General features: G+C 73.1%; 22 protein-coding genes, 1 tRNA gene and 1 pseudogene. 15 read left to right on the forward strand and 9 right to left on the reverse strand.

Translation table 11 applies throughout. The annotated features are described in order from the left end of the window. Positions 1 to 68: 68 nt before the first annotated feature. From ACFVNO_RS00450 to ACFVNO_RS00480, 7 genes and pseudogenes are all read left to right on the forward strand, one after another. Positions 69 to 503 (forward strand): annotated as a pseudogene (locus ACFVNO_RS00450) (helix-turn-helix domain-containing protein); the annotation flags it as partial. A 93-nt stretch (positions 504 to 596) separates the two neighbouring features. After that, complete coding sequence (locus ACFVNO_RS00455) at positions 597 to 1,556, forward strand: hypothetical protein (RefSeq protein WP_378889233.1); 960 nt, start codon at positions 597 to 599, stop codon at positions 1,554 to 1,556. A gap of 19 nt (positions 1,557 to 1,575) precedes the next feature. After that, entirely contained in the window at positions 1,576 to 2,103 is a 528-nt protein-coding gene (locus ACFVNO_RS00460; protein ID WP_378888079.1) for an NUDIX domain-containing protein, read from the forward strand. Positions 2,104 to 2,342: 239 nt separating this feature from the next. After that, positions 2,343 to 3,608 (forward strand): methyltransferase, FxLD system, encoded by a 1,266-nt coding sequence (gene fxlM / locus ACFVNO_RS00465; protein ID WP_378888082.1) that lies wholly within the window; start codon positions 2,343 to 2,345, stop codon positions 3,606 to 3,608. Positions 3,609 to 3,618: 10 nt separating this feature from the next. Then, a complete protein-coding gene (locus ACFVNO_RS00470) occupies positions 3,619 to 3,828 on the forward strand; it encodes an FxLD family lanthipeptide (protein WP_378888085.1) in 210 nt (69 codons plus the stop codon). A 69-nt stretch (positions 3,829 to 3,897) separates the two neighbouring features. Beyond that, positions 3,898 to 6,693: a lantibiotic dehydratase gene (locus tag ACFVNO_RS00475; RefSeq protein WP_378888088.1), complete on the forward strand. Its 2,796-nt coding sequence runs from the start codon at positions 3,898 to 3,900 to the stop codon at positions 6,691 to 6,693. Beyond that, the gene (locus ACFVNO_RS00480) at positions 6,680 to 7,819 is read left to right on the forward strand and encodes a lanthionine synthetase C family protein (protein ID WP_378888091.1); all 1,140 of its coding nucleotides are present in this window, start codon (positions 6,680 to 6,682) and stop codon (positions 7,817 to 7,819) included. Before ACFVNO_RS00475 ends, ACFVNO_RS00480 begins: the two co-directional genes overlap by 14 nt. A 12-nt stretch (positions 7,820 to 7,831) precedes the next feature. On the opposite strand, the gene ACFVNO_RS00485 is transcribed toward ACFVNO_RS00480, so the two are convergent. Then, the gene (locus tag ACFVNO_RS00485; RefSeq protein WP_378888094.1) at positions 7,832 to 8,026 is read right to left on the reverse strand and encodes a DUF397 domain-containing protein; all 195 of its coding nucleotides are present in this window, start codon (positions 8,024 to 8,026) and stop codon (positions 7,832 to 7,834) included. A gap of 5 nt (positions 8,027 to 8,031) precedes the next feature. Further along, positions 8,032 to 8,907 carry a helix-turn-helix domain-containing protein gene (locus tag ACFVNO_RS00490; RefSeq protein WP_378888097.1) on the reverse strand — a complete coding sequence of 292 codons (876 nt, stop codon included), beginning with the start codon at positions 8,905 to 8,907 and terminating at the stop codon, positions 8,032 to 8,034. A gap of 315 nt (positions 8,908 to 9,222) precedes the next feature. Between ACFVNO_RS00490 and ACFVNO_RS00495 the strand changes: the two genes are divergently transcribed. The 5 genes from ACFVNO_RS00495 to ACFVNO_RS00515 all read left to right on the forward strand — a co-directional run bounded on the left by ACFVNO_RS00495 (position 9,223) and on the right by ACFVNO_RS00515 (position 11,872). Beyond that, positions 9,223 to 9,816 (forward strand): ATP-binding protein, encoded by a 594-nt coding sequence (locus tag ACFVNO_RS00495; protein WP_378888100.1) that lies wholly within the window; start codon positions 9,223 to 9,225, stop codon positions 9,814 to 9,816. Positions 9,817 to 10,334: 518 nt separating this feature from the next. Further along, positions 10,335 to 10,529, forward strand: a complete 195-nt coding sequence (locus ACFVNO_RS00500) for a hypothetical protein (RefSeq protein WP_378888102.1) — start codon at positions 10,335 to 10,337, stop codon at positions 10,527 to 10,529. 12 nt (positions 10,530 to 10,541) lie between these two features. Then, complete coding sequence (locus ACFVNO_RS00505; RefSeq protein WP_378888105.1) at positions 10,542 to 11,042, forward strand: ATP-binding protein; 501 nt, start codon at positions 10,542 to 10,544, stop codon at positions 11,040 to 11,042. A gap of 297 nt (positions 11,043 to 11,339) precedes the next feature. Next, entirely contained in the window at positions 11,340 to 11,630 is a 291-nt protein-coding gene (locus tag ACFVNO_RS00510) for a hypothetical protein (RefSeq protein WP_378888108.1), read from the forward strand. Positions 11,631 to 11,810: 180 nt separating this feature from the next. Beyond that, a tRNA-Leu gene (locus ACFVNO_RS00515) sits at positions 11,811 to 11,872 on the forward strand. A 209-nt stretch (positions 11,873 to 12,081) separates the two neighbouring features. Here the strand turns inward: ACFVNO_RS00515 and ACFVNO_RS00520 are convergent. Beyond that, positions 12,082 to 12,963, reverse strand: a complete 882-nt coding sequence (locus tag ACFVNO_RS00520) for a CPBP family intramembrane glutamic endopeptidase (RefSeq protein WP_378888111.1) — start codon at positions 12,961 to 12,963, stop codon at positions 12,082 to 12,084. 63 nt (positions 12,964 to 13,026) lie between these two features. Between ACFVNO_RS00520 and ACFVNO_RS00525 the strand changes: the two genes are divergently transcribed. Beyond that, positions 13,027 to 13,707, forward strand: a complete 681-nt coding sequence (locus ACFVNO_RS00525) for a TetR/AcrR family transcriptional regulator C-terminal domain-containing protein (RefSeq protein ID WP_378888114.1) — start codon at positions 13,027 to 13,029, stop codon at positions 13,705 to 13,707. Between the two features lie 251 nt (positions 13,708 to 13,958). Next, positions 13,959 to 14,213 carry a hypothetical protein gene (locus tag ACFVNO_RS00530; RefSeq protein ID WP_378888117.1) on the forward strand — a complete coding sequence of 85 codons (255 nt, stop codon included), beginning with the start codon at positions 13,959 to 13,961 and terminating at the stop codon, positions 14,211 to 14,213. Here ACFVNO_RS00530 and ACFVNO_RS00535 read toward each other — a convergent pair. Then, positions 14,185 to 16,023, reverse strand: coding sequence for a hypothetical protein (locus ACFVNO_RS00535; protein WP_378888120.1), 1,839 nt, complete (start codon positions 16,021 to 16,023; stop codon positions 14,185 to 14,187). The genes ACFVNO_RS00530 and ACFVNO_RS00535 overlap by 29 nt on opposite strands. 191 nt (positions 16,024 to 16,214) lie before the next feature. Between ACFVNO_RS00535 and ACFVNO_RS00540 the strand changes: the two genes are divergently transcribed. Further along, positions 16,215 to 17,222 carry a hypothetical protein gene (locus ACFVNO_RS00540; RefSeq protein ID WP_378888123.1) on the forward strand — a complete coding sequence of 336 codons (1,008 nt, stop codon included), beginning with the start codon at positions 16,215 to 16,217 and terminating at the stop codon, positions 17,220 to 17,222. Positions 17,223 to 17,299: 77 nt separating this feature from the next. Here the strand turns inward: ACFVNO_RS00540 and ACFVNO_RS00545 are convergent, their stop codons facing one another. From ACFVNO_RS00545 to ACFVNO_RS00565, 5 genes are all read right to left on the reverse strand, one after another. Next, entirely contained in the window at positions 17,300 to 18,769 is a 1,470-nt protein-coding gene (locus ACFVNO_RS00545; RefSeq protein WP_378888126.1) for a phytoene desaturase family protein, read from the reverse strand. A gap of 98 nt (positions 18,770 to 18,867) precedes the next feature. Further along, entirely contained in the window at positions 18,868 to 20,670 is a 1,803-nt protein-coding gene (locus ACFVNO_RS00550; RefSeq protein ID WP_378888129.1) for an ABC transporter ATP-binding protein, read from the reverse strand. Continuing rightward, positions 20,667 to 21,479, reverse strand: coding sequence for a class I SAM-dependent methyltransferase (locus ACFVNO_RS00555; protein WP_378888131.1), 813 nt, complete (start codon positions 21,477 to 21,479; stop codon positions 20,667 to 20,669). Before ACFVNO_RS00555 ends, ACFVNO_RS00550 begins: the two co-directional genes overlap by 4 nt. Beyond that, on the reverse strand, positions 21,476 to 22,066 hold the full coding sequence (locus ACFVNO_RS00560) for a hypothetical protein (protein ID WP_378888133.1): 591 nt from the start codon (positions 22,064 to 22,066) through the stop codon (positions 21,476 to 21,478). Before ACFVNO_RS00560 ends, ACFVNO_RS00555 begins: the two co-directional genes overlap by 4 nt. Beyond that, positions 22,063 to 23,961 (reverse strand): alpha/beta fold hydrolase, encoded by a 1,899-nt coding sequence (locus ACFVNO_RS00565; RefSeq protein ID WP_378888135.1) that lies wholly within the window; start codon positions 23,959 to 23,961, stop codon positions 22,063 to 22,065. The genes ACFVNO_RS00560 and ACFVNO_RS00565 overlap by 4 nt, the downstream gene beginning before the upstream one ends. Positions 23,962 to 24,060 lie beyond the last annotated feature (99 nt).

Raw genomic sequence — 24,060 nt, forward strand, 5'->3', positions numbered from 1 at the left:
TTCCCGTGGGCGGGCCAGGGGTTCCATATGCGGTGTCGGCCTCAGAGGCCAGTCAACCAGCCGACCGGATGGGTCGGTGCGGAGTGGTCCTCGGCGCAGATCTCCCGGTTGACTGTGGGGCAGACTCCGCACACTCTCGGGCCTTCCCGGTTTCTCCCTCCGTGACTCCGGAGAGTTCGCCGAGGTTGGTTACTGTGGTCATCCCTGCGCTTCTCCTCCCGAAGGAGCCCTCTGTGTGCGGTAACTGCGGTCGTTCACGCGTCGCAGAACGAGAAGGCTGCACCTGTATCCCACCCTTGGTGTGGCGTGACCCTGAGGTGGCCACCGCTGTCCGCGACCGCGACGCTCGAAGCGTGATCCGGTTGCTACGACACCGTGTCGAAGGCCTATCCCAGGAAGCTTTGGCCCGGATGTGCGGGGTGGCGCAGAGCACGATCGCCCGTGCTGAAGCGGGCCGTGGGCTGACCGACCAGCGCAAAGCCATCGAGGCCCTGCGAGGACTCGGGGCACCGTTGCAAATGGAAAAGCCTCGCCTCCCCCAAGCCCGAAGAACCAGTCCTGTGGAGCTCTCCTCAACGGAGACGCATAGTGGTGCGGTGGCCGGTATTGAGGGTTCCACGGTCCTCGGGTCGCTGTGGCGCGAGGTAACGGAGGGATCCACCGCTGAAGCGGTGACGGTCTTTCGATTGGCGGACCGGCGCGCAGGAGGCGGCCACCTCTACGCGCTGGTCATGCGCTACCTCTCCTCCCGAGTCGGACCAGCCTTGGTCTCGGAAAGTGGCGCCCCTGCCACTTTCGTTGCTGCGGCAGGACTGACCGAGATGGCTGGGTGGATGGCCCACGACGCTGGCCGTGATGACGTCGCCGCCAACCACTTCCAACGAGCGCTGAACCTAGCCCGAGCCGGGGAGGCCGACGCTCTCACCGCGCAGATCTGGGCCAGTCGCGCCCACTTGGCGCTGCATCGTGACGACACCGAGAACGCGCTGCTCGCCGCTGAGCAGGCCTGGCGGCATCTCGATGGAGCGGAGGACACCGCTCTGCGCGGCAGGGTCCTGGCCATGCTCACCCGCGCCCACGCCGCCCGCGGAGACGCGGCCATCGCCCGGGCGTTCCTCCGTCAAGGCGAGCATCTGCTGTCCGTACCTATCTCCCCGCCCACATCGGAGTGGACCAGCCCTTTCGATCTGGCATCGCTGGCCAGTGAAGCGGCCCGAAGCATGTGCGACCTGGACGACCACGCCGCCGCCGTCGAACACGCCCACCACGCTCTGAACCTGCGTTCCCCCGAACGGGTAAGGGCCCGCCTGCTCGCGTCCTTGACACTGGCCCGAGCCCTGATCGGCCAACGCGAAGTGGAGGAGGCGGCCGGACTCGTCGCGGAAGCGAGTACCACGACCGCGGAGGTCGGATCGGCAGTGGCCGGCGCCCGATTCCAGGAGGTACGTGCGGCGTTGGCCTCTTACCGCAACGTTCCCGAGGTCGCTACCGTGCTGTCCCAGACGGGGAAAGCTCCACACGGGTCGCCAGCACCGACCTCGAACTGGAGTGGGTGAACGGACGAAGGGGCAGGCCATGGCCAACGGTGACAGAGAAGAGGAACCCCTCTACGTTCGCGATCCCGCAGCCTGGCGCCGCACGCTAGCTGAGGGCAACCAGTTCCAGGCCCGAAAGCGTGTCGCCGCCAAAGTCATCCTGCACGGCGAACAGGGACGCCTGCTGCTGGTCGATCCCACTTACAAGCCCTTTTGGGATCTCCCCGGAGGCATGGCCGAGGCCAACGAGTCCCCTCATGAGGCCGCCCTGCGCGAGGTGCGCGAGGAACTCGGTCTGGACGTCGTCCTTGGGGACCTGCTGTGCGTGGAGTGGACGCCACCCCGCGATCCCTGGGACGACCTGCTCATGTTCGTCTTCGATGGCGGAACGCTGACGTCCGAGCGCGCAGCGGACCTGCACCCGGTGGACCCCGAGGTCGGCGCCATCGGATGGTTCACCCCTGAGGAGGCGTCCGAGCGCCTTCGCAAAGACGTCTGGGCCCGCACCCGCCAGGCCCTGTTCGCTTTGGAGAACAAGACCACCGTCTACCTCACCCCTGACAGGTGAGCACCTCCGCCACCGGATTCAATCCGATCGGCGGTCCGCACCCCAACTGCGTTGGTCAGGTCATCGCACCAAGCGAGACCCCCTGAATCGAACACCGCGCATAAATCGAACATGAAGAATATGCGCGTGCGCATAGGTCGTCACCCTCCGGCGCGGGACACTGCAACCGTCCCTGTCCCGCCGAACGGAACGGCTCCCGTGGCCGACCGTTGGCAGCCACCGATCGTTGGGAGACCCCTGTGTCCGCCACCTCCACGACCGATACGACCCGGGCGCGCGAGGCGATGGTCGACGCCATCGTCGCCGACCACGCCCGGCTCGGGCAGCCACCCCTGTCCCCGGCCGTGGAGCAGGCGCTTCGGACCGTACCCCGACACGTGTTTCTGCCCGGGCTTCCCCTGGCCGAGGCCTACGACCGCCATCAGGCGGTGGTCACCAAGGAGGAGAACGGGCTGGCCCTCAGCTCGGTCTCGGCGCCCTCGATCATCGCGACCATGCTGTACCGGGCCGACTTGCACCCGGGCCAGCGTGTTCTGGAGATCGGCTCCGGGGGCTACAACGCCTCTCTGGTCCGCGAACTCGTCGGTCCCTCCGGGCAGGTCACCTCCATCGACATCGACCCCGACGTCATCGCCCGCGCCGAACAGTGCCTGGCCGAAGCCGCCGTCGAAGATGTGCACCTGGCGGTCGCCGACGGAGAACACGGCTTCGCCGCCCGTGCCCCGTTCGACCGCATCATCGTCACCGCCGGCGCCTGGGACCTGTCACCGGCCTGGGACGCCCAGCTCGCCCCTGACGGGCGCCTGGTCGTCCCGATGAGGGTACGCGGGCTCACCCGCTGCCTCACCCTGGAACGCACCGCCTTCCACGGCCGCTGGCGGGCCGTGGCTGTGGACCCGTGCGGGTTCGTCCGCATGCAGGGCGCGGGCGAGCACTGGGAGCCCATGCCCCTGCTCCACGAACGCGACGGTGCTCAAGTGGGACTGCGCCTGGAGGACGGTCCGCAAGCCGACATCGACGCGCTGCGCGCCGCGCTTAACACCGACCCGTCCGAGGTCTGGTCCGGGGTGACGGTCGGAGCCGAGGAGGCCACCGACGGCCTGGACCTGTTCTTGGCGTCGACGGCCGATGGCTGGGCGCTGCTGACCGCTCAGCGCGGAGCCATCCAGGCTGGGCTGATCCGCCCCATCGTCCTGACCGGCACCCCGGCTCTGGTGGACACCGACGGAGTGAGCTTCGCCTATCGCATCCTGCGCCGACTCACCGGCCAGGAGAGGTGGGAGTTCGGCGCCGTCGGCCACGGACCCCGCGCCATCCAGGTCGCTCAGCGCCTGACCGACCTGATCAGCCGCTGGGACGGCGACCACCGGGGCGGCCCCGGCCCGCACATCGAACTGTTCCCCGCCTCGACTCCCGCCGCCGACCTGCCCCCGGGGCGGGTCCTGACCAAACGCCACACCCATACGGTCCTGAGCTGGGACCGCCGACCCTCGAACGACATGTAAGGAGCCCTTGATGAGCACCCTCATCGCCGACCGCACCGACACCGGACTGGTACCCCTCGGACGCGATCGCGCCCTGCGCACCACGACGACCGACCCGTTCGACCTGGACCTGCGGGTGGAGATTCCGGTCGTGGACCAGGCTCTGTGGTCGATGACCAACGACGGCTGCGGCCAGACCTGCCAGTCCGCCTGCGCTCCCAGCTGCACCGACAACGGCTGAGCCACCCCGCGCACCGGGGCGCGCCCTTCCACTCCAGCGGAGTGGGGCGCGCCCCTCTTTTCGCCCTCTATGACATGGAACGGAGTGCCGGTGTACGTCCCCCTCACCACGATCACGCCTTCCCTGCGTGCGGCGACCCAACCGCGGACCCGCCTTCCCGCGTGCCCCGACCCCGCTACCGGGTCGCCGGCCGAGCTGCGCACCTGGGCCGTCGGCCTCCTCGGCGACCGCGAACTGATGAGGGCGCTGAGCATCGCCAGCCCCTCCCTGATCGAGGCCTTACAGCGCCTGGTCGACTCCGACCGGATGGAGGAGGCGCGGGCACGGCGCACCGCTTTCGCATTGGTGCGGTACCTGCTGCGCGCCCACTGCCGGGCGACACCGTTCGGACTGTTCGCCGGAGTCGCTCCTCTCACCTTGGGTGCTGAGACCTCCGTGACCTGGTGCGGACATCACCAGGAGGTGCCTCGACCCGGGCTGGTACGGGCCCAGCTCCCGGAAGACAGCAGGGGAGTGGAGCGATCCGTGGTGCTGGCGCAGACCGTCCGCGTCCATGGGGATCGCCTGCGACTGGACCACCGCCCACACCCGCGCACCCCCGATCAGGCCGCCGCGGTCTCACTGCGGCTGACCTCGGCCGTCTCCCTGCTGGCGGAAACAGCGCGTACGCCGGTTCCGCTCACGCACCTGCACAAGGTGCTCACCGCCGCCTTCCCCGATGCCCCCGTGGAGAAGACGACCGCCCTGGTGGACCATTTCCTCGATCAGCGCCTGCTTCTCGACTCGGCGACATCGCCGCCTTCCTTGGACGGTTTCTCCCGAGGTACCTCGAGCACGGATGCGGTCGATGTCAGGCTCCGCGCCACCATCACCGTTCACCGCGATGTCGCCAAGGAGGCGGCCCACGCCGCCGCCCTCGCCGCCCACCTGTCTCCACACCCCGAAGGCCCACCCGCCTGGGTCGACTACCACCAGCGCTGCCTGGAGACCTATGGTCAGAACGCTCGAGTCGACCTCCTCACCCTGACCGGCCCGGCGGGCCTGGGGTATCCCGCTTCCTACCGTCACACGCGCCTTCCCGCAGCACCTTCGGTGCCGGGGAAACTCGACTCGGCTCTTGCGGAAGCCGCAGCCACCGCCGCACGCCACGGCCACACGGAACTGGACCTGGACGATCCCGCTTGGGCACACCTGAGCACGCATACACCGAAAGCCGTCCCCGCCCACGTCGAGATCCGAGCCCACCTGGTCGCTACCTCACCGTTCGACGTCGACCAAGGCCGCTATCAGCTATGGGTCACCGGCATCTCCAAAGGCGTGGGCACACTCACCGGACGCTTCGCCCACCTCGACGGCATGGACGCCGCTGTCACCGGCCCCGACCTGCCCGCCCTCACCCAGGGCGCTCTCCCAGTCCAGGTACTCGCCCCACCCATGGCCGATATCGCCACCCACCTGTGCGGGACACCTGTCCTCACTCCTGCAGTGCTGGCGATCGACGTCCACCCGCCCGCCAGCCCCGAGACCGAGGTTCTCCTCCCCGGGGACCTAGCCGTGCACATCGCCCCGGATCACCTGCGGCTGGTCCACGCCCCCACTGGACGGGTGCTGGAGCCGTTTCACCCCACCGCGTTGAACGTCCTGGGTTACACCCACCCGTTGGCCCGGTTCGTCACCGAACTACCGCGCGCCCGCACCGCGCTCTATTTGACCTGCGATCCCTGGCCCGAACCGCTGCGTCGGCTGCCGTTCCTGCCCCGGCTCCGCGCCAGCCGCACCGTCCTGGCCCCGGCCCGCTGGCGCCTGACCCCCGCCACCTGGCCGACCGCCCGCACCCGTGCCCACCTGCCGCTACCCCGTTACGCGGCACTGGTCGAAGGCGAACGCCACCTGCCCCTGGACCTGGAGGACGCCGCCCACCGCTCCCTCGTGGAGACCCACCTCGATCGACACGACCACGCGCTCCTCACCGAGACGCCGTCTCCCGCGGACTTCGCCTGGTGCGACGGGCACGCGCACGAACTCGTCATCCCCGTCGGCACCACCACGCCACCCACACGACCCCCGGCCGCCGTCACCGTCCGCACCGCACCGGCTCGCGAGGCCATCGGGACCTCATGGGTCTCAGCGCACCTGTACGCCGACCCGTCCCTGTTCCCCCAGATCCTGGCCGAACTCCCCGCTCTGGAACACCGGGCCGGGGACGAACTCCGCTTCTGGTTCGTGCGCTACCGCGACCACCAAGGCCCGCACCTGCGGCTCCGCTTGCGCTCCGTCGGCCACACCGACCTCCACCAGGCCGTCACCTCCTGGTGCCACGACCTGATCGGTGCCGGGCTGCTCCACGACCTGGCCCTGCACATCTACCGGCCCGAATACGACCGCTACGGCCACGGCCCCGCCATGGAGGCCGCCGAGAACGCCTTCGTCCACGACAGTCGCGCAGCCCTCGCCCAACACCACACCACATACGGCGACCCTTCACAGAGTCGAGCCCTGATGGCCCTGTCCCTGCTACGCATCGCCGACGCCATGGGCGCGGACACCCCCTGGGCCGTCGCCACCCTGCCCCGCCCCCGAAACCCCGTCGATCGGCCATCCCTGAGCGCTGCCCGACACCTGCTTACCCGCCCCGCCAGCCTCCCCGCACTGGTCACCGCGTCCTGGAACGAGCGGGACCGCGCCCTGGCCGCCTACCGGGAGCGGCTGAACCACCCGCTGCAGGTCGTGCCGTCTCTGTGGCACATGCACCACAACCGCGCCTACGGCCCCGACCGCGACGACGAACACGACCTGCTCGCCCTCACCCGAGCACTCGCCCTGGCGCGCCGCCACCTGGAGTACTCCGACGATGACCGCACCTGACAGCAACCTCACCGCCGCGGACACGTCTCCGCTGTCCCTGAACGGCGGAACGCTAGGGACAGCCCTGCTGTACCTGGCCGCCGGTTCCCCGCCCGAAACCGTGCACACCCTCCTGCGCACGGCGCTGGCAGAGGGGCCCGTCGACCCCGCAGGCCGAAACACCCTGTTCCACGGGCTGCCCGCGGTCGCCTTCGTCCTCTCCCTGACGCATCCCGAGGATTACCGCAGCGCTCGCGCCACTGTCCGCGAACACCTGATCGCCCTCGCCCGTCACCGGCTGGCCGCCGCAACCCGGCGCTTTGAGGACGGCCGTCTCACCTCCTTCGCCGAGTACGACCTCATCACCGGGCTTACCGGCCTCGGCGTCGCCCTCCGTGGCATCGATCCCGACGGTGACCTTCTCGATGACGTCCTGCGCTACCTGGTGCGGCTCACCCGGCCTATCCGCTACGACCACCGCCAACGCGCCGGATGGTGGGTTCACCACGGGCCCCGAACGCACTCCGAGCCCGACTTCCCCGAGGGGCACGCGAACCTGGGCACGGCCCACGGCATCTCCGGAGTCCTGGGCTTCCTCGCCCTCACTCACCGAGACGGACGCACTGTCGACGGACACGCCGAAGCGCTGGAGCGGCTGTGCGCCGCGCTGGACGAGCACGAGCACCACGACGGAGAGCGCACCTGGTGGCCTGGATGGGTTTCCAAAGGCCACCCCGCACCGCTCACCAGGCCAGGCCCGCCCTCTTGGTGCTACGGAACCCCAGGCATCGCCCGAGCCCGGCAGCTCGCCGCCCTGGCCCTCGGGGACACCGCTCGCCGCCTCCACGCCGAACAGGTCATGGACACCTGCCTGTCTGACCCTCTCCTCGGGAACCACTTCACCGACGGCGGCCTGTGCCACGGCCCCGCCGGAGTGCTCCAAGTCCTTCGACGCATGTCCGAAGACCAGCCCGCAGTTCGACCGGAGCAGCGGTTGGAACGGCATCTACCGGGCGTACGCGAACACGCCGCGGCCCCGTTCCCGCATCGGGAATCGGGGCTGCTGGAAGGAAAAGAGGGGACCACCATGGTGCTGGCGGGCAGAGCATCGGCCCTGGCCTGGGACCGCTGCCTGCTCCTCGTCTGAACGCGATAGGGGTTACGGGTTCACTCGCTGCTTGAGCGGGGCGAGCAGCCCGAACCACTCCCCGGCAGGGAAGTCCAGATGTCCGAGTTCGGGGTGCTGGGAGTCCCGTACAGCGTTCCCCGCCGTGCTCTCGGCCACCTCGACGCAGTTCGACTGCGCCGTGCTGTAGCTGCTCTTGTACCAGGAAGAACGGAGTGTGCTGTTCATGATCTTTATTCTGCGGTAGCGGGGGTCGGTGTCAGGGCGTCGAGCCTGGCGTTGATCGCCTTGACGGACTCGGTGGGCGAAAGCGCCCGCTCGGTCAGCGCTTTGAAGCAGTCGATGTAGGGGGCGACGCTCTGTGGAGCCTCCAAGTAGACGTCGCTGGTCTGCAACTCCACGTGTACCCAGGTCAGCCGGTGCGTCTCCACCAGGGTGAACGCCCCGGCCAAAGCCGGATGGGGAGCGGACAGGGGAAGGACCTGCACGGTGATCAGGGGGCGGGACATCAGCTCCTGCAACAGGACCAACTGCTCGGCCAGCACCTCGGGGGCGTCCAGCGTCTGATGGAGCGCGGCTTCGTGGATGACCGCGTGCAGAGCGGTCGGCTCCTTGTCCCGGTGGAGGATCCGCTGCCTCTGTCGGCGCACGGCGATGAACCTCTCCAAGGCGTTCTCGCTCAGCTCCGTACTGCTGGTGAGGGCGACGGCGCGCCTGGCGTAGTTCTCGTGCTGCAACAGGCCCGGGATCACGCTGGTCTCGTAGGTGCGCACCTCCGACGCCGTCGCCTCCAGGCGGAGCAGGTCGAGGTAGGAGGGGGACAGGGTGTCGCTGTGCTCGACCCACCAGCCCCTCCGTTCGGCCTCCACTTCGCCCGCGACGGCGATCAGGGTCTCCCGGGCGTCACGGTCCTCCACCCCGTAGGCGTCGAGCAGGGGACGCACATCGCGCGCGGGGAGAGCGACGACGCCGTTCTCGATACGGCTGAGGGAGGCCGTCGACCGCTGGGCCGCGCGCGAGGCCTCCTGGAGGGAGAAACCGGCTTCGCGGCGCAGGGCTTCCAGGCGGGTTCCCAGCCATCGCTGGCGCAGAGACGGTTCGTCGGGCACGAAGGCTCCTGGTGGTCGTGATCGCGGAGACGGTCCTCTGGGCAGGGCCGTGAGTGGCTTGGCCTCAGGATGCCATAGTTCCTGTGCGTAAATTTTTCTCTGAGAAAAGATTGCTGTACGTAAATTGATCGTGCATGCTGGTGATGCGGCGACCGCACCCGTCAGCCACTTCCCCCGGGAGCAACAGATGACGGGTCTCCCGTCGCTGGCTTGAACCGCCCTGACGCACGCGCACGTGCCGAGAGCCTCCGCCCCATGGAAAAGCCCAAGGGCCGGCACGCGCCGGACGCTGGTTTCAGAGAAAGGAATCGCGCCATGGCCCCCATGAGCGCCGTACACACCCGTGACCCGTGGGCCACCGACCTCCCGCCGCTGCCGCAGGCCACCCTGCCGCTGTGGGACGTGGTCCCCGCCCGGGTCCGGCACTACTTCCACCACGACCCCGACCGGGCCGCCTACACCACCCGCCGCTACGAGTTCGGGTCCAGCCTCGAACTCCTGCCGCTGGTGCGCGCATTCCTCAACACCTGCGCGGCCCACCGCGACGCCGACTACCGGTACCTGTTCACCCTGCTCGGCTCGGCGCTGGTCAACAACGCTCTGCGCCATTCCCGCTCCGGGCGCCCGCACGGCCGCTACACGCTCACCTGCCGACGCCGCAGCAGCGGGCTCCACCTCACCTGCGCCGACCAGGGCGACGCCTCGGGTCGGACCACCCCGGCCGGACAAGCGCACCCCTTGGCCCCCGACCCGCGCGGGTTGACTCCCGGCGCCGAGCACGGGCGCGGCCTGGCCATGGTGGATGCCCTGGCCACCGAGTGGGGTGACAACGGCATCGCGGAGCTGCGGCAGGTGTGGTTCTTCCTCGCCTACGACCTCACCGACAGCCGGTGGGGTCAGGCTGCCTGAGAAGAACCCCGAACATCCGGGGCGACGACCTCCACGAGGTACTCGACGGTGCGGGAAGCGCAGCCTTTCGGGGCCAATGACACCCGCGCTGGAGCAGTCCACGACAACCGAAGAACACAGGTGCCCCGACCGGTGCTGTAACACCGGACCGGGGCGCGATCACCACCTGACTACACCAGGAGGAGACCGTGGAACACCCTACTACCGGCCGCCACCGACGACCCTGCCACAGCATGGCCGGGCGCGTGTGGGCCCTGACCGCAGCGCTGCTGGCCACCGCTCTGGCCGCCTTCTTCATCCCCCGACCGGCCAGGCCCAACGATGGGGCTCCGCGAGCGTTGCCCCCGGCGCGGACCTCCCGTGGCGCTCTCGAGCGGGGCAGGCGAGGAGGTGATCTGCTCGCCGGTCCGCCCGGCTTCCCCGAACAGCGCGCTTGGGAGGTCGGCGCATCCACCGCCTCAGCCCGCTGGGAGCAGGCATACCGAGGACACCGCGCCCCCTTCGAGGCGGAGGACAGGGTGGACACCGACCCCGACCAGATCGCCGGAGCTCTGGTGCGCCCCTACCTCGGACGCACCGCCGTTCCCCGGCCGCGTCCGGCCGAGCCGGAGGACTACCCGGCCACGCCCCCGGCAGCAGACTCCGAACCGGCGGAGGACGAGTTCGCCGAGCTGACCGACCGCATCCGCGCCTACCTGGCCCAGCGGGCCTGAACGGGGGATTCCATGACCACGCTCGTACTCTCCCCGCCCGCCGTGGCACGCACCTGGTGGGAGCACCGCACCTACCCCCGAGCCCTGTCCCACGTCGGGCGGGCCCGTCACGACCTGGCCCGGGACCTAGCCGGTTTCAGCACCGACACCATCGACACCGCCCTGCTGTGCCTGGGCGAATTGGCGGCCAACGCCGTGGAGCACACCGCCGGGCCCTGCTTCCACCGGGCGCTGGCCCTGATCGATGAGCGCGTCCTCTGGCTGGCCGTGCTCGACGACGGCGGCGCGGCCGGCTCGCCGCATATCCCCGAGCAGGACACCAGGGACCTGTGGTGTGCCTCGGAGGACGGGCGGGGCCTGCTGCTGATCGAGGCCCTTGCCGTGCGGTGGGGTTCCTACACGTTGGGCCCTCACGAGAACACGATCGACCTGGGCCGCGCGGTGTGGGCCGCGCTGCCTGTTGAACCCGGCATGGTCCCGGCCGACCTGCCCGCGTTCGCCCTCTCCCCCTGACCAGGGGTCTTCCTCATGGGCGGTGCTCCTCCGGGGGTGCCGCCCATCGCGCTGTCCACGCCGTTCCGATGCCGTTTTCCCTAGTGGATTCTCGGGGGGTGGGTTTCCAATCTCGGGGGTGGGGTGGCTTCTTTCTCGGGTGGAAGGGTTGTTCTGCCGGGGAGAGGGGTTGGCATGTGGGAGTCGGGGCGGGTGCGGTGTCGGCACGGGGTTCGGCTGTAGGCGGTGGGCGCGCGTGGAGAGGCTGGGGCCGGGCGATGGAGTGGGCCGTGCCTGCGGGCCGGAGCGGACGCGGGGATGGTGGAGCGGCGGGAGCTGGTGGAGGGGCTGCGGGCGCTGGCGCGTTTCCTGGAGGCGGACCCGCGGCTGCCGGTCGGGCAGGCGGCGCGGGTGGAGCTGTCGTACTTCCCCGAGGGGTGTGACGGGCGCCAGGAGGACGAGGTGCTCCGGCTGGCGCGGCGGATGGGGACTCCGGCCGGGTGGGAGGGGGCACTGTTCGTGACCGAGAAGCGGTTTGGGCAGGCCGCCTACCGGGTGGTGTCGATCCCTCGGGCGGTGGCGGAGAGGGAGCGCTCGGCCGGGTGGTGAGGGTGTCATAGAGGGGTGTGCCCCGGGCCGCGTGCGGTCCGGGGCGTTCTGTGTTCGGGGTGGTTATCCACGGATTTTCGGGAATCCTCTGCGGGGGCGGGGTTGGCCGCCTATGGTGGATAACAGATTCCGCCTAGAGGGTTTCTTGACCGGCTGGCAGCACTGTCAGCGCAGGTCAGGGCCGATTGTAGAGATGCCGCCTTGTAAGCGGCAGGTTAGGGGTTCAAGTCCCCTCGCCGGCTCTCACCTTTCCCGCCCGGGGACGTTTCCGGGGCGGACATGTCAGTGTGCACTGCCCCCGTGCGACCCGGCCGACGCCCCGCGCCATGCCTTCGTCCGACGCTTCGCGTTCGCTTCTCCCGGCTCGGGCCGTGCCGCATCCGGGTACGGCGGGGCCCGCGGTCGCGAGCGTTCGCTCGCGGCCACGGGCCCGTGCGGTCGGGGCCGGGTCCTAGCCGGCGCGGCCGGACCGGGGCAGGCCCAGGCGGCCGCGGGTGACGACCACGAGGGCCACCGCGACGAGCCCGACCAGCGCTACCTCGACCGCCCCGGCGGGGGAGCCCGCCACGACCGCCTTGAGGCCGGAGACGACGTTGATCGCGGCGTGGGCGAGCACCGGGGCCAGCACCCCGCCGCGGGCGGAGTTGAAGACGTTGCCCAGGATGACGGTGAGGCCGACGCAGAGCAGCGCGTAGGCGGGGAAGTGCATGTCCGCCTGGAGGGTGCCGGCCATCGCGAACAGCGGCGCGTGCCACACGGCCCAGATCGCTCCGAGCATCACGTTGGCGGCCGTCGGGGACAGGACGCCCTGGAGCCGGGGCAGGGCGAACCCGCGCCAGCCCAGCTCCTCGTTGCCGCCGCCGGCCAGCGCGATGAGCACGAACTGCGCGGGCACCATGACCAGTGCCGCGCGCAGCAGGTCCCGGTCCAGGGCGGTGTTCCCCAGGAGGACCGGGATCGCGGCGGCGCCCGCGATGGCCAGTAGGGCCAGGAACGCGATCGCGTAGGGCAGGAGCGCGCCGCGGCGCCCGATCGAGTAGCGCCGGAAGAGGGCGCCGACCCCGGCGCGGCCCTGGGTGGCGGCCGTGACGACCACCGCCGCCACCATCGGCCCGAAGCCGCCCGCGATCACCGCCGGCATCGGGTCGCCGCCCTGGAGCAGGAGGTCGCCCGCCCACCAGGCGGTCCAGGAGAAGGCGAAGGCGATCACGAGGAACGCGCTGAGGCCGCGGGGGTCGACGGCCGTCGTGCGCGCCGCGTCGACGGGGGCCGTGTCGGCGGAGGGCGCGGGGGAGTGGGGGCGGGTCTGCGTGACAGGGGAGTGGGTGTCCATGGCCGGAAACCTACACTGTTTGAGAACGACATACAACGTAGGATTCCCGCTAGGCTGTAGGTCATGACCGACACCGCACCCGAACAGCAGTTCGACAGCGTCTTCCACCGTCCCGAGCGCCGCCGGAGATCCCAGCCCGCGCTCAGCCGCGAGCGCATCGTCGCCGCGACCATCGCCCTGCTGGACCGCGAGGGCGCCCCGGCGCTGACCATGCGCAAGGTCGCCGCCGAACTCGGCGTGCACGCGACGAGCCTGTACTGGTACGTCGAGCGCCGCGAGGACCTGGTGGACCTGGCCGTGGACGAGATCCTGGCCGCGGCCGCCGCGGCGCTGCCGGGTCCGGACGAGCCGTGGGACACCGCCGTCAGGGAGACCGCCCGCCGGTTCTACTCGGCGCTGACCGCGCACACCTGGGCGGCGGAGTTCGCCGGCTCCCGGCCGCTGATCGGCCCGAACGCGGTCGCCCTGTCGCGCCGCGTCATCGCGGCCCTGGAGAGGAGCGGGGAGGACGAGGAGGCGCAGGCGGTCGCGATCCGGGCGGTCGCCAACCAGATCCTCGGCGCCGCCACGACCACCGTCGCGATGCGCGCGACCCGGTCGAGCGCCCCGGAGGTGCACGAGGAGGCGCGCGCCGCCGCGGTGTCGGGCTCGGACGCCCTCGCCGTGGAGAACGCCTACTTCGACCAGGGGATCGACCTGCTGCTGGAGGGGATCAGGGCACGCCGCGGCCCGTCCCCGTCCTAGGCGTGCCGGACCCGCACGGCGGAGTGCGGGGAGGCCCTCCGCCGGGACACGTCGCGCCGGACCGCCGCCGCACGTCCCGGAGCGGTGGGACCGCGGTGGCAGGATGCTGCCGGGCGGAACCCTTCCGGCGGCGCGGGGCCGCGGGTAGGGTCGTCGGCCATGGACACACTCTCCGCGGCGGGGCCGGCGCGGCCCTGCGGCGTGCGCCCCGGGCGGACCGGGTGAGCGGCGGCGGGGAGCGCCCGGACCGCGTGCGCATCAGCGTGGACCTGGACCGGGACGACTACCGGCTCATGCGGCGGCTCGTACTGGAACTGGGGGAGGCGGCCGACCGCCCGGCGCTCACGCACTCCTCCGTGTGGCGGGCGCTGCTGGCGGAGCTGGGCGGGGACGACGCCCTGGCGGCGCGGGTCGCCCGGCGCCTGCGGCGCGGCCCGGACCGCTCCCGCGCGCCCGGGGGCCCCGGCGCGCCCGCCGTCACTCCCGGACCAGCCGCAGACCGATGAGTTCGAGGCCGTAGCGCAGCCTGCGGAAGTACGTGGCCCGGCTCAGGTGGAGGCGGATCGCGAGCCGTTCGTGGCCGCGCACCCCGTCCAGGTAGTAGTGCTCCAGGATCCGGCCGGCCTCGGCCTCCTCCGCCGAACCGCTCGCGGCCAGGGCGCGCACCTCCTCGCGCAGCCGCGCCCGCAGGTCGGCCGGGGAGGCGGCGCCGCTGAGGGCCAGCAGCGGGGTGCCGCGGAGCCGCCCGGGCGAGTCGATGTGGGTCAGCGCGTGGCGGACCTCGCGCCCCAGCGCGCCCGCGCCGCCCGCGTCCGCGGCGGGCGCCGCCAGGCGCTCGGCCCACTCCAGGAACGCGTCCGAGCCGAAGTCCTGGCCGTGGACCTCCGGGCCTCGGCCGCAGCGGTAGACGTCCTCGACGGTGCCGCCGTGGTGCCGGAACCTCAGCGCGTGCAGGAGCCGCTGGTAGCCGGGGTTCACCGTGGAGACCGTCAGGTACAGGCCGAGCGCCATCACCCGGTGCAGGATGGACCGCAGCAGCTGGGCGTGCAGCCCCCGGTCCGGGCAGAAGGCGGCCCCCAGGAGCAGGCTGTGGCCGGCGCCCGCGTACCGGGTGAGCAGGGTGTCGGTGTGCTGTTGCAGGAGCGGTTCCACGGAGTCGATCGTCCGGTCCTCCACGCGCAGCAGGCCGCTGACGCCCACGGGCTCCCCCCGCGCGTCGTGGACGAGCAGGAAACCGTCGGGATCGGTGCGCATCCACCCCTCCACGAGCCGGTCCGTGCGCCGCGGGTCCAGCCCGCTGTGCCCGGCCCACCGGTTCATGAGCTCGCCGACCGTGTCCGCGTCGTCCGCCGAGGCGGGCCGGACGAGCCCGTCCTCGGGGCTGCCGGGGAAGAGGGTCGCCTGCACCGCCTCCTCGTCGGAGAGGGCGATGATGCCCTCCAGGATCCGGCCGCGCCGCGGTCCGGCGGGCTCCTCCAGCAGCATCCTGCGGCGGTGGGCGGCCGCGCGGCCGCGGGTCTCGCGGTGGCCCGAGGGCTGCCGGGTCCGGCGGGCCAGCGCCAGCACCCGGCGGAAGGGCTCGGACAGGACCAGGCCCGCCTCGGTGCCGTAGACCACGCTCAGCCCGGCGAGGGCGGCGAACGCCTCGCCGTCGACGCCGATCGTCTCCTGGTCGCCGCCCCACACGCTGGCCAGGTCCTGGAGGGCGTCGGCCCAGGCGCGGCCGGGCGCCTCGCGGTCCAGCCGGTCCAGGATCTCGGGCGCGACCCGGACCGCCACCGCGCCCGGCTCCGCGGCCGCGCCCCCGTGCAGCGCGCGGCAGGCGGCCTCGGCGATGAACGGGTTGCCCGCGGCGAGGTCGGTGACGACCCCCAGAGCGCGCGGGTCGTGCACCTGGGCGCGCTCGGCGATGCCGCGGACCTCCTCGTCGCGCAGCGTGCGGAACGGGACCACCCGGGCCCCGGACAGCGCCCATCCCGGGCGGGACAGGAGGGAGCGCCGCGACACGACCAGCACCGGGCGGCCGCCCGGTGCCCGGTCCCGCAGCGCGTCCAGCGCCGCCAGGCCGGCGGGCCCGTCGGCGCCGTCCGCGACCAGGGGACGCGCGGTGTCCTCGGCGAGCGCGCTCCGCAGGGCGTCGGCGGCGCCGGGCGACTCCAGGTCCACGACGGGCAGGGGCGCGAGGCGCGCCGCCAGCGACGACTTCCCGCAGCCCAGGGGGCCGACGAGGTTCACCAGGGGATGGCGCTCCAGGGCGCCCAGCAGATCCTCCGGTGTGGTCTGCCGTGGGGGAGCGGCGGCCGGTGGGGCGTGCATGGGATCTCGCGTTGCCTTCCGGGGGAGGGGGCGCGGTGAGGGGCCCATTGAAGCAGGGGCCCGCGGCGCCGGGAACCCCCCTGTTCCCCGTGAGAGAGGATGAGACGTTCATGAGACCGCGACCGAGCGGGCCTCGGTTAGCTTTTCCCCGTGGTTCCGGTGCGTGGCCGGGACCGGACTCGGAGAGCGTCATGGAGACTCGCACCATGTCCGTGCTCGGGCTGAACGGTGTCGAAGAGGACGTCTACCGCCATTTCCTCCGCAACCCCGGTTCGCCCGAGGCGACCGCGCGCCCGGCCGTCCCGCGGGGCGGGGCGGAGGTGGACGCCGCGGTGGCCAGGCTGCGGGGGCTGGGCCTGCTGCACGGGGACGGGGACGGCGTGTGGGCCGCCGACCCCGCCGCGGCGGTCGCCCGGCTGTCGGAGGACCGGCTGGAGCGCGTCCACTCGACCATCCGGGAGATCGCGGACATCGGCCCCATCATGCGGTCGTTGCAGCAGGACGGCCCGTATCCGCCGCGGGGGCGGGCGCCCGCCGCCGGAGCGGGGGGAGCGCTGGTCAGGCTGGAGACCCTGCCCCTGGTGCGCACGCACATCGACCAGCTCGCGTTCACGGCCCGCACCGAGATCCTGGCCAGCGAGCCCTACGACGTCCTGTCCCCGGAGAACATCCGGCACGCCCGCCCGCTCGACCTGCGGTGCCTGCGCCGGGGCGTGGCCCTGCGCAACCTCGTCCGCGCCGACGCGGCCGGGGACGCGGCGACGCTGGAGCACCTGCGGGTGCTGCGGGCGGCCGGGGCGCAGGTGCGGGTGGCCGACCGGCTCTCGGACCTGATGCTGGTCTACGACCGGCGGACGGCCCTGGTCCCCCTGGACCCCCGGGATTCGGGCCGGGGCGCCTTCCGGGTCGAGGAGGCGAGCCTGGTGGAGAGCCTCGTCCGCTACTTCGACCGGCTGTGGGACGACGCCCGCGACCTGGGCGAACTCCTGGGAGAGGGCTCCGACACCGCCGCACCGACCGAGGCCCAGCTGCGGGTCCTGGAGCTGATGTGCACGGTCAGCAAGGACGAGACCGGGGCACGGCGCGCGGGCATGTCGCTGCGCACCTACCGGCGGCACATCTCCGACCTCCTCACCCTGCTCCAGGCCAACAACCGGGCCCGGGCCGCGCTGGAGGCCCGGGAGCGCGGCTGGGTCTGACGCCCCGCAGCCCGCACCCGCCCCCGCCCCCCCGGCCCCCGGGGCGCGGCACGCGGCCGCCGGGGGCGGGCCCGCGCTCAGCGCGCCGACCCCCGCGCCCCCTCCGGGGCGAGCGACGGGACCCGCAGGCCGAACTCCCGGCGCAGCGCCGAGCGGGCCGCCAGGAACCCGCTCATGCCGTGCACGCCCGGCCCCGGCGGAGTGGCGGCCGAGCAGAGGTAGACGCCCCGTAGCGGCGTCCGGTACGGGTCCCACCGGGGGACCGGCCGCAGCAGGCTCTGCCGCAGCGAGATCAGGCCGGTGCCGATGTCCCCGCCCACGTAGTTGGGGTTGTAGCGGGCGTAGTCGGCCCCCGACATGCCGCGCTCGGCCACGACGGTGTCGGCGAACCCCGGCGCGTACCGTTCGATCGCCGCCCTGACCACGGGCAGGGGGTCCTCTTCGGAGCCCGGGGGCAGGTGGGCGTACGCCCAGACGGGCCGCAGGCCCCCGACCGCGCGCCCGGGGTCCGCGACCGCGGGGTCGACCACGAGCACGAACGGCTCCTCCCCCCGCATCCCGCGCGCGTTCGCCGTCTCCTGGCGGAGGATCCGCGCGGCGGTCCCCCCCAGGTGCACGGTCCCCGCCCGCCCGACGCCGGGGGCCGCCCAGGGGATCGGCTCCGATACCAGGAAGTCGGCCTTGCCCGCGGCGGGCCCGTACCGGTAGCGGCTCAGAGCGCGCAGGTAGCCCGGGGGCAGCCGCCCCGGCGCCAGCCGCGGCAGGGCGGTCGGCGCCGTGTCCAGCAGGACGGCCCGCACACCGCCGAGCCGGCGCAGGTCGGTGACCTCCTCTCCGGTGACCAGGGTCCCGCCGTGTGCCCGGATGTCGTCGGCCAGCGCCGTGACGATGCTCCGGCCGCCGCCCTCGGGCAGCGGCCACCCGGGCCCGTGGGCGAGCTGGGCCAGCAGCAGTCCGACGGCGGCCCCGGGCAGCGAGGGCAGCGGCCCCAGGACGTGGGCGGCGGTCCCGGCCAGCAGCGCGGGCGCCTCCTCCCCCCGGAAGAGCGCGTAGCCCGCCCGGGTCCCCATGAGGAGCGTGCGCACCGCGGTGGCCGGGGCCGCCCGCAGGCCGCCGGGCAGGCGCATGTCGGAGAGCAGCAGCTCCACCATGTCCCGGCCGCGGGCGAGCAGGGGCTCCATCAGCGCGCGCCAGCGCGGCCCGTCCGGGCCCAGCCCGGCGCAGGTCGCGTCGAGGTCGTGCCAGGCCAGGGCGGCCCGGTCCCCGCCCAGGGGATGGGCGTAGCTGACCTCGGGCCGCAGCAGGCGCACTCCCCGCTCGGCGAGGCCGAAGCCCCGGAAGAACGGCGAGGCGGCGGCCATGGGGTGCACCGCGGAGCAGACGTCGTGGACCACGCCGGTGCCGAACAGGTCCGCGCCGCGCAGCCCGCCGCCGAGCTGTTCGGCGGCCTCGTACACCACGACGCGCAGTCCGGCGCGGGCCAGGGTGACCGCCGCGGCCAGGCCGTTGGGCCCGCTGCCGACCACGGCGGCGTCGAACTCGCTCACGTGCGGTCCTCCCGGACGGTCATGTCACTGCCACCCGTTGCCCCGGGGCAGGGGCGCGGGGCCGGTCGCGGCCCGGGTCGGGGCGGCGGGATGCGGGTTCATACCGAGACTCCTGAACTGTGGGAACCGGTGGGTTCTGGTGTACCCGGTGCCTCCCCGGAGGGGTCGTGCACCAGGGCCGCGGTGGCCAGGCGGCGGTACAGGCCGTCCTCGCGGAGCAGGTCCGCGTGGCGGCCGACGGCCCTGACCCTGCCCCCCTCCAGGACGACGATGCGGTCGGCCTCGGCCACGGTCGAGATGCGGTGGGCGATGGCGACCACGGCGCACCGGCGCGCGATGCGCCGCAGGCTGTCGCGGAGCGCCCCCTCGGCCTCCGCGTCCAGGTGGGCGGTGGCCTCGTCGAGCAGGACGACCTCGGGCCGCCGTACCAGGGCGCGGGCCACGCACAGCCGCTGGCGCTGGCCGCCCGACAGGCCGTTCCCCTGGTCGCCGATGAGCGTGTCCAGCCCGTCGGGCAGGGACGCGACCACCTCGGCCAGCCCCGCCAGCTCGACGGCCTCGCGGACGTCGTCGTCGGTGGCGTCCGGCGCCCCGTACGCGATGTTCTCCCGCAGCGTCCCCGTCATCGCCACACTGTCCTGCTGGACGTAGCCGACCCGGTCTCGGACGTGGGACGTGGGCAGGTGCGCGATGTCGCGGCCGTCCAGCAGCACGCTCCCGCCGCTCGGCCGGTAGAACCGCTCGATGAGCTGGAACACCGTCGTCTTCCCCGCGCCCGAGGGGCCCACCAGGGCGGTGAGGCCGCGGGCCGGGACGGTGAAGGAGACGCCGTCGAGCACGGGGCGGTCCCCGTAGGCGAAGACGACGTCGCGCAGCTCCACGGCGGGGCGGTCGCCGCCGGCCGGGTCCGGCGGGGCCGGCGCCGCGACCGCCCCGACGCCGGCGTCCTCCTGCGGGAGCCGGCTCAGCTCGTCCACCCGTTCCAGGGCGGCCCGGCCCTGGAGATGGGTGCCGATCGAGATGAACACCACGACCAGAGGCGACACGAGGTAGAAGAGGTACATGGTGAACGCGGTGAAGGCCGCCGGGTCCACCGTCCCCGTGGCGACGCGCACCATGCCGATGCCCAGCACGGCCGCCAGCGACGCCTGGAGCCCGACGTTCAGGACCGGGGTGAACAGGGCGTTGAGCACGGTGACGCGGTTGCCGGAGGCGCGGGCCCGGTCGGCCAGGCCGGCCAGCCGCTCCTGCTCGGCGTCCTCGGCGCCCGCCCCCTTGACCGTGGGCAGGGCGGTGAGCACGCGCTGGAGGTCGGCGCCGAACGCGCCGGTGTCCTCCCGGTTGGCCAGGGCCGCGCGGCGCAGCGCCCGCGCCAGCCCGACGCCGCCGAACGCCGCGACGCCCAGGCAGGCCAGGGTGAAGAGCATCAGGCCCGGGTCGGTCCAGGCCATCATGGCCACGCACCCGAGCACGACCATCCCGTTGAGGATGATCTGCGCGAGGCTCTGGGTCAGGGACACCTTCATCAGGGAGGTGTCCCCGACCAGCCTGGTGTGCACGTCACCCATCCTCTGCCCGTCGAGGTGGGCGAGGTCGGCGCGCAGGACCCTGCCGGACAGCAGGACCCGCGTGTCGCGGACGATGTTCTCCCCCGCCCGGCCGATGAGCACGCCCTGGGACGACGACAGCACCGCGTCCGCCAGGAACAGGGCCACCAGCAGGACGATGGGTCCGGTGAGCGGCCGGCCCTGCCCGGCGGCCTGGATCAGCCCGGCCAGGAGCGCGGGCTGGGCCAGCGTGGTGACCACCCCCGCGGCGCCCACGGCGATCCCCGCCCCGAGCAGGCGCCGCTGCCCCCGGGCCAGCCCCGCGATGATCCCCTCACCGCGCGGCGCCGTCACCGGCCGCCCCCGTTCCCGGCCGCCGTGTAGTGGCTGATGTGGACGGGGCTGGACGCCTCGTCGAACGCCCCGCCCGACCAGTCGCCCCACCGGGAGACCGGGACCAGCCCGGCCTGCTCCGCGTAGCGGTCCACCTCCTCGGGGGTGGTGAGCCGGGTGATCTCCGTGCCCGGGTGCACGTTCCCGCCCTCGTGCCACAGGTGCGTGGTGTGCCACAGCGTCCGTTCGGGGATGAGGGTGGAGTAGGTCTGCACCCCGGTTCCGGGCTCGGGGTAGGGGATGTAGAACGAGGCCCGCAGGCGGCCCTCGTGCAGGGCGGCCACGAACCCGGGGTTGTGCGTCTCCACGACCAGCGTGCCACCGGGGGCGAGCCGCCGGGCCGCGCGGAGCACGGCCGCCCGCTGCTCCTCGGGGGTGAGGATCTGGGACAGCGTCCCGCAGACGCAGTAGACCAGCCCGTACCCGGCGCCGTCCTCGTAGACGCGGATGTCCCCGTGGACGGGCCGGACCCGCGCCCCGGTGGAGGCGACCGCCTCCCGGAGCCGGTCGAGCATCTCCGGCGAGGAGTCCACGCCGGTCACCTCGCCGACGAGCGCGGAGAGCGGCACCGCGATCCGGCCCGTCCCCACGCCCAGTTCCAGGGTGGCGCCCCCCGGGTGCAGGCCGGCCAGTGCCGCGGCGGTGACCCGGTCGGAGCCGTCCTGGGGGAAGAGCCGGTCGTAGAAGCGGGCGAACGCGCGCCCGTAGCCGCAGTCCGCGACGGCGCCGGACTCCTCGGTGCCGGTCGCCCATCCGGTGTCGGCGGTCATGCGGGGACTCCTTCCACCCCGCTCGCCGGGGTCCGGCGCAGGGGCGTGTAGGGCGAGACGAAGAGGACCTCGGGCTCCTCGGAGTCGTCGTATCCGGCGTTGCGGGTCAGGGAGAACTGGAAGCCCTTGACGGGGGCGCCCCCGGAGGCGGCGATCACGTCGCCCAGGTGGGAGCACAGGATCCGGTAGGAGGGCAGGGTCCCGGCCGGGCCGAACCCCTTGTCGAGGTGGCGCAGCACCTCGGTCCCCAGGTCGAAGACGGCCTTCTCCGAGCGCCGCTCGGGGTACCAGGCGAACTGCCGCAGGCGGCGGCCGACGATGACCTCCAGCGGGACCCACTCCGACGTCTCGTCGGCCTCGGAGAGCGTTCGGTAGTAGAACTGGAAGTCGTGCCGGGCCGGGGTCGGGGCGAAGAAGCACCAGTTGGGGAAGAGCGTGGACAGCGGGTCCATGCGCCGCACGCGGTTGAACGAGGGGTGCGGGTGCTGGGCGCACATGGTGCCCACCAGCAGGGCCGCGGCGGCCAGGCGGACGAGGCCTCCGGTGCCCCCCAGGAGGGGGCGGCGTGCGGTGGTGCGGGGGGTCATCGCTCCTCCGTCGTGGTCGGTGCGGGGGCGGTCCCGGTGCTCTCGGCCAGGAAGTCCAGCAGGAGCCCGGCCGCCCGGGCCGCGTGGTAGGGGTCGGTCAGCAGGTCGTCGTGGTCGCTGCCGGGGATGACGGCGCAGCGGACGGTCCGGTCGGCGGAGTGCGCGGCGGCGAGTTCGCGGTGCAGCTCCAGGTGGTCGGGGTCGCGCTCCACGGTGTGCTGGGCGGACAGCACCAGGGCGTGCGCGTCCAGGGGTTCCAGCGGACCGGAGAAGTCGCCGAAGTCCCGCTCCACCGCCTCCCACTCCCGGAGCGCGGCGTTCCACACCCGGGAGTCGACGGTCTCGGTCAGCGCCCGGGCCCGTACCTGGTCGGGCAGGCTGCGCACCCAGGAGGGGGTGGACATGAGCACGCCCATCCCCAGCCGCAGGCTGACCGCCACCGTGCGCAGCGCCCCGCCGACCTTGGCGGAGTTCTCCGCCTGCTGGTTCGACCGGTGCAGCTGGTCGGGGTGCGAGCTGTCGAGGTACACGACGCCGTGCACGCGCTCCCCGAGGACGGCCGCGGCCCGGCGTGCGATCTCGCCGCCCAGGGAGTGCCCGGCCAGGACCACCCGGCGCCCTTCGGGCACCGCCCCGGCGACGAGGTCCACCAGGTCGTCGACGGACTCGTCGAGGGTGTAGGGCCCGGTCGCCCCCCGGCGGCTGGCGCCGTAGCCCGCCCTGCCGGGGACGAGCCACTGCCGGCCCTGCTCGTTGAGGGCCCGGGTGTACCAGCTGAAGTGCAGGGGGATCGCGCCGAGGCCGTGCACGAAGACCACGACCGGGTCCGTCCGGTCCGCGGAGGCGGTCCCGTGGTAGGCGATGGTGTTGCCGTGGCGGGTGGTGACCCGGCCTCCCGGCTCCGGGTGGTCCAGGACGGTGGCGCGGCGGTGGGCGGCGACCGCGGCGGACGCGGCCGCGGTGCCCAGCGCCAGCAGCCCCGCCACCGCGGGCAGGCGGTCGTCGCGGTCGGCCGTGGCGGGCAGGGAGCGCGGGGCGCTGGTGTACATCACCATCGGGTACATGGCGGCGAAGGCGGGCAGGAACCGCCCCAGGCCCATGACGACCCCGTTGGCCACGTGGAAGAGGAGGACGGACCCGAGCACCGGCCGGACCAGCGCGCCGCCCCTGGCGTAGAGCACCGGGAAGAGGCACTCCAGGGCCAGGACGCCGTGCGCCACCAGGCGGGAGGCCCGCGGGAACCTCCGGGTCAGCCTCCAGACGCCCTCGTGGCCGTAGGTGCGCGTGCGCATCACCCCCGACAGGGCGTCGCCCGTCCGCCATTCCCGGCCCAGGAGCTTGACCCAGCCGGAGAACAGGTACGAGAGGGTGCACTGCCCGGCCACGTACCACATCAGCGCGTCCTTGACCGCGGGCGAGGAGGAGATCCGGGCCAGGCCGGTCGCGGTCTGCACCACGATCGCCGCCTGGTCCGACCCGTCGGTGCCGTAGCGCAGGGAGGGGTAGAGCAGCGTCCCGCTCACCCCGAGGAAGAGGGCGCCCGCCCCGCGCCAGCGGCCGCGGCCGGGGAGCAGCAGCGCCGAGCCGACCGCGACGCGGGCGGCGTGCAGGGCCGTGGCGGTGCGCCGGTCGGAGGCGAGGTCCAGCACGGCCCGCAGGGGGCGGCCGTAGCCGGCGTACCCGTCGCGGGAGATGGCCCACTCGTTCAGCCGGGAGGGGCCGTGGCGGTGCCGGTCGAACAGGTACTCCGCGCTGGAGACCAGGGAGGTGAGGGCGGAGATCCGCTCGGAGGCCCCGAGGGCCTGGTCGCGGGTGAGGGGGACGGGGCCCAGGAGGGCGGACAGGGCGCGGCCCGCGAGCCTGCGGACTCGCCGGGTTCTGCCGGAGGCGGGCATGGGGGACCTTCCTGTGGGGGAGGGGCGGTGGGGCGGCGCGGGGGGGGGGGGGCGGGCCCCCCCCCCCCCCGGGGCCCCACGCGACGACCAAGGGCAGGG

The organism is Nocardiopsis sp. NPDC057823 (assembly GCF_042797335.1).
Taxonomy (GTDB): Bacteria; Actinomycetota; Actinomycetes; order Streptosporangiales; family Streptosporangiaceae; genus Nocardiopsis; species Nocardiopsis changdeensis.

What these genes read in the sequence shown, in the direction of transcription:
- ACFVNO_RS00460 (WP_378888079.1), top strand. Translation starts at nt 1,576, where the DNA reads ATGGCCAACGGTGACAGAGAAGAGGAACCCCTCTACGTTCGCGATCCC.
- ACFVNO_RS00470 (WP_378888085.1), top strand. Translation starts at nt 3,619, where the DNA reads ATGAGCACCCTCATCGCCGACCGCACCGACACCGGACTGGTACCCCTC.
- ACFVNO_RS00475 (WP_378888088.1), top strand. Translation starts at nt 3,898, where the DNA reads ATGACATGGAACGGAGTGCCGGTGTACGTCCCCCTCACCACGATCACG.
- ACFVNO_RS00480 (WP_378888091.1), top strand. Translation starts at nt 6,680, where the DNA reads ATGACCGCACCTGACAGCAACCTCACCGCCGCGGACACGTCTCCGCTG.
- ACFVNO_RS00485 (WP_378888094.1), bottom strand. Translation starts at nt 8,026, where the DNA reads ATGAACAGCACACTCCGTTCTTCCTGGTACAAGAGCAGCTACAGCACG.
- ACFVNO_RS00495 (WP_378888100.1), top strand. Translation starts at nt 9,223, where the DNA reads ATGGCCCCCATGAGCGCCGTACACACCCGTGACCCGTGGGCCACCGAC.
- ACFVNO_RS00505 (WP_378888105.1), top strand. Translation starts at nt 10,542, where the DNA reads ATGACCACGCTCGTACTCTCCCCGCCCGCCGTGGCACGCACCTGGTGG.
- ACFVNO_RS00510 (WP_378888108.1), top strand. Translation starts at nt 11,340, where the DNA reads ATGGTGGAGCGGCGGGAGCTGGTGGAGGGGCTGCGGGCGCTGGCGCGT.
- ACFVNO_RS00520 (WP_378888111.1), bottom strand. Translation starts at nt 12,963, where the DNA reads ATGGACACCCACTCCCCTGTCACGCAGACCCGCCCCCACTCCCCCGCG.
- ACFVNO_RS00525 (WP_378888114.1), top strand. Translation starts at nt 13,027, where the DNA reads ATGACCGACACCGCACCCGAACAGCAGTTCGACAGCGTCTTCCACCGT.
- ACFVNO_RS00535 (WP_378888120.1), bottom strand. Translation starts at nt 16,023, where the DNA reads ATGCACGCCCCACCGGCCGCCGCTCCCCCACGGCAGACCACACCGGAG.
- ACFVNO_RS00540 (WP_378888123.1), top strand. Translation starts at nt 16,215, where the DNA reads ATGGAGACTCGCACCATGTCCGTGCTCGGGCTGAACGGTGTCGAAGAG.
- ACFVNO_RS00555 (WP_378888131.1), bottom strand. Translation starts at nt 21,479, where the DNA reads ATGACCGCCGACACCGGATGGGCGACCGGCACCGAGGAGTCCGGCGCC.
- ACFVNO_RS00560 (WP_378888133.1), bottom strand. Translation starts at nt 22,066, where the DNA reads ATGACCCCCCGCACCACCGCACGCCGCCCCCTCCTGGGGGGCACCGGA.
- ACFVNO_RS00565 (WP_378888135.1), bottom strand. Translation starts at nt 23,961, where the DNA reads ATGCCCGCCTCCGGCAGAACCCGGCGAGTCCGCAGGCTCGCGGGCCGC.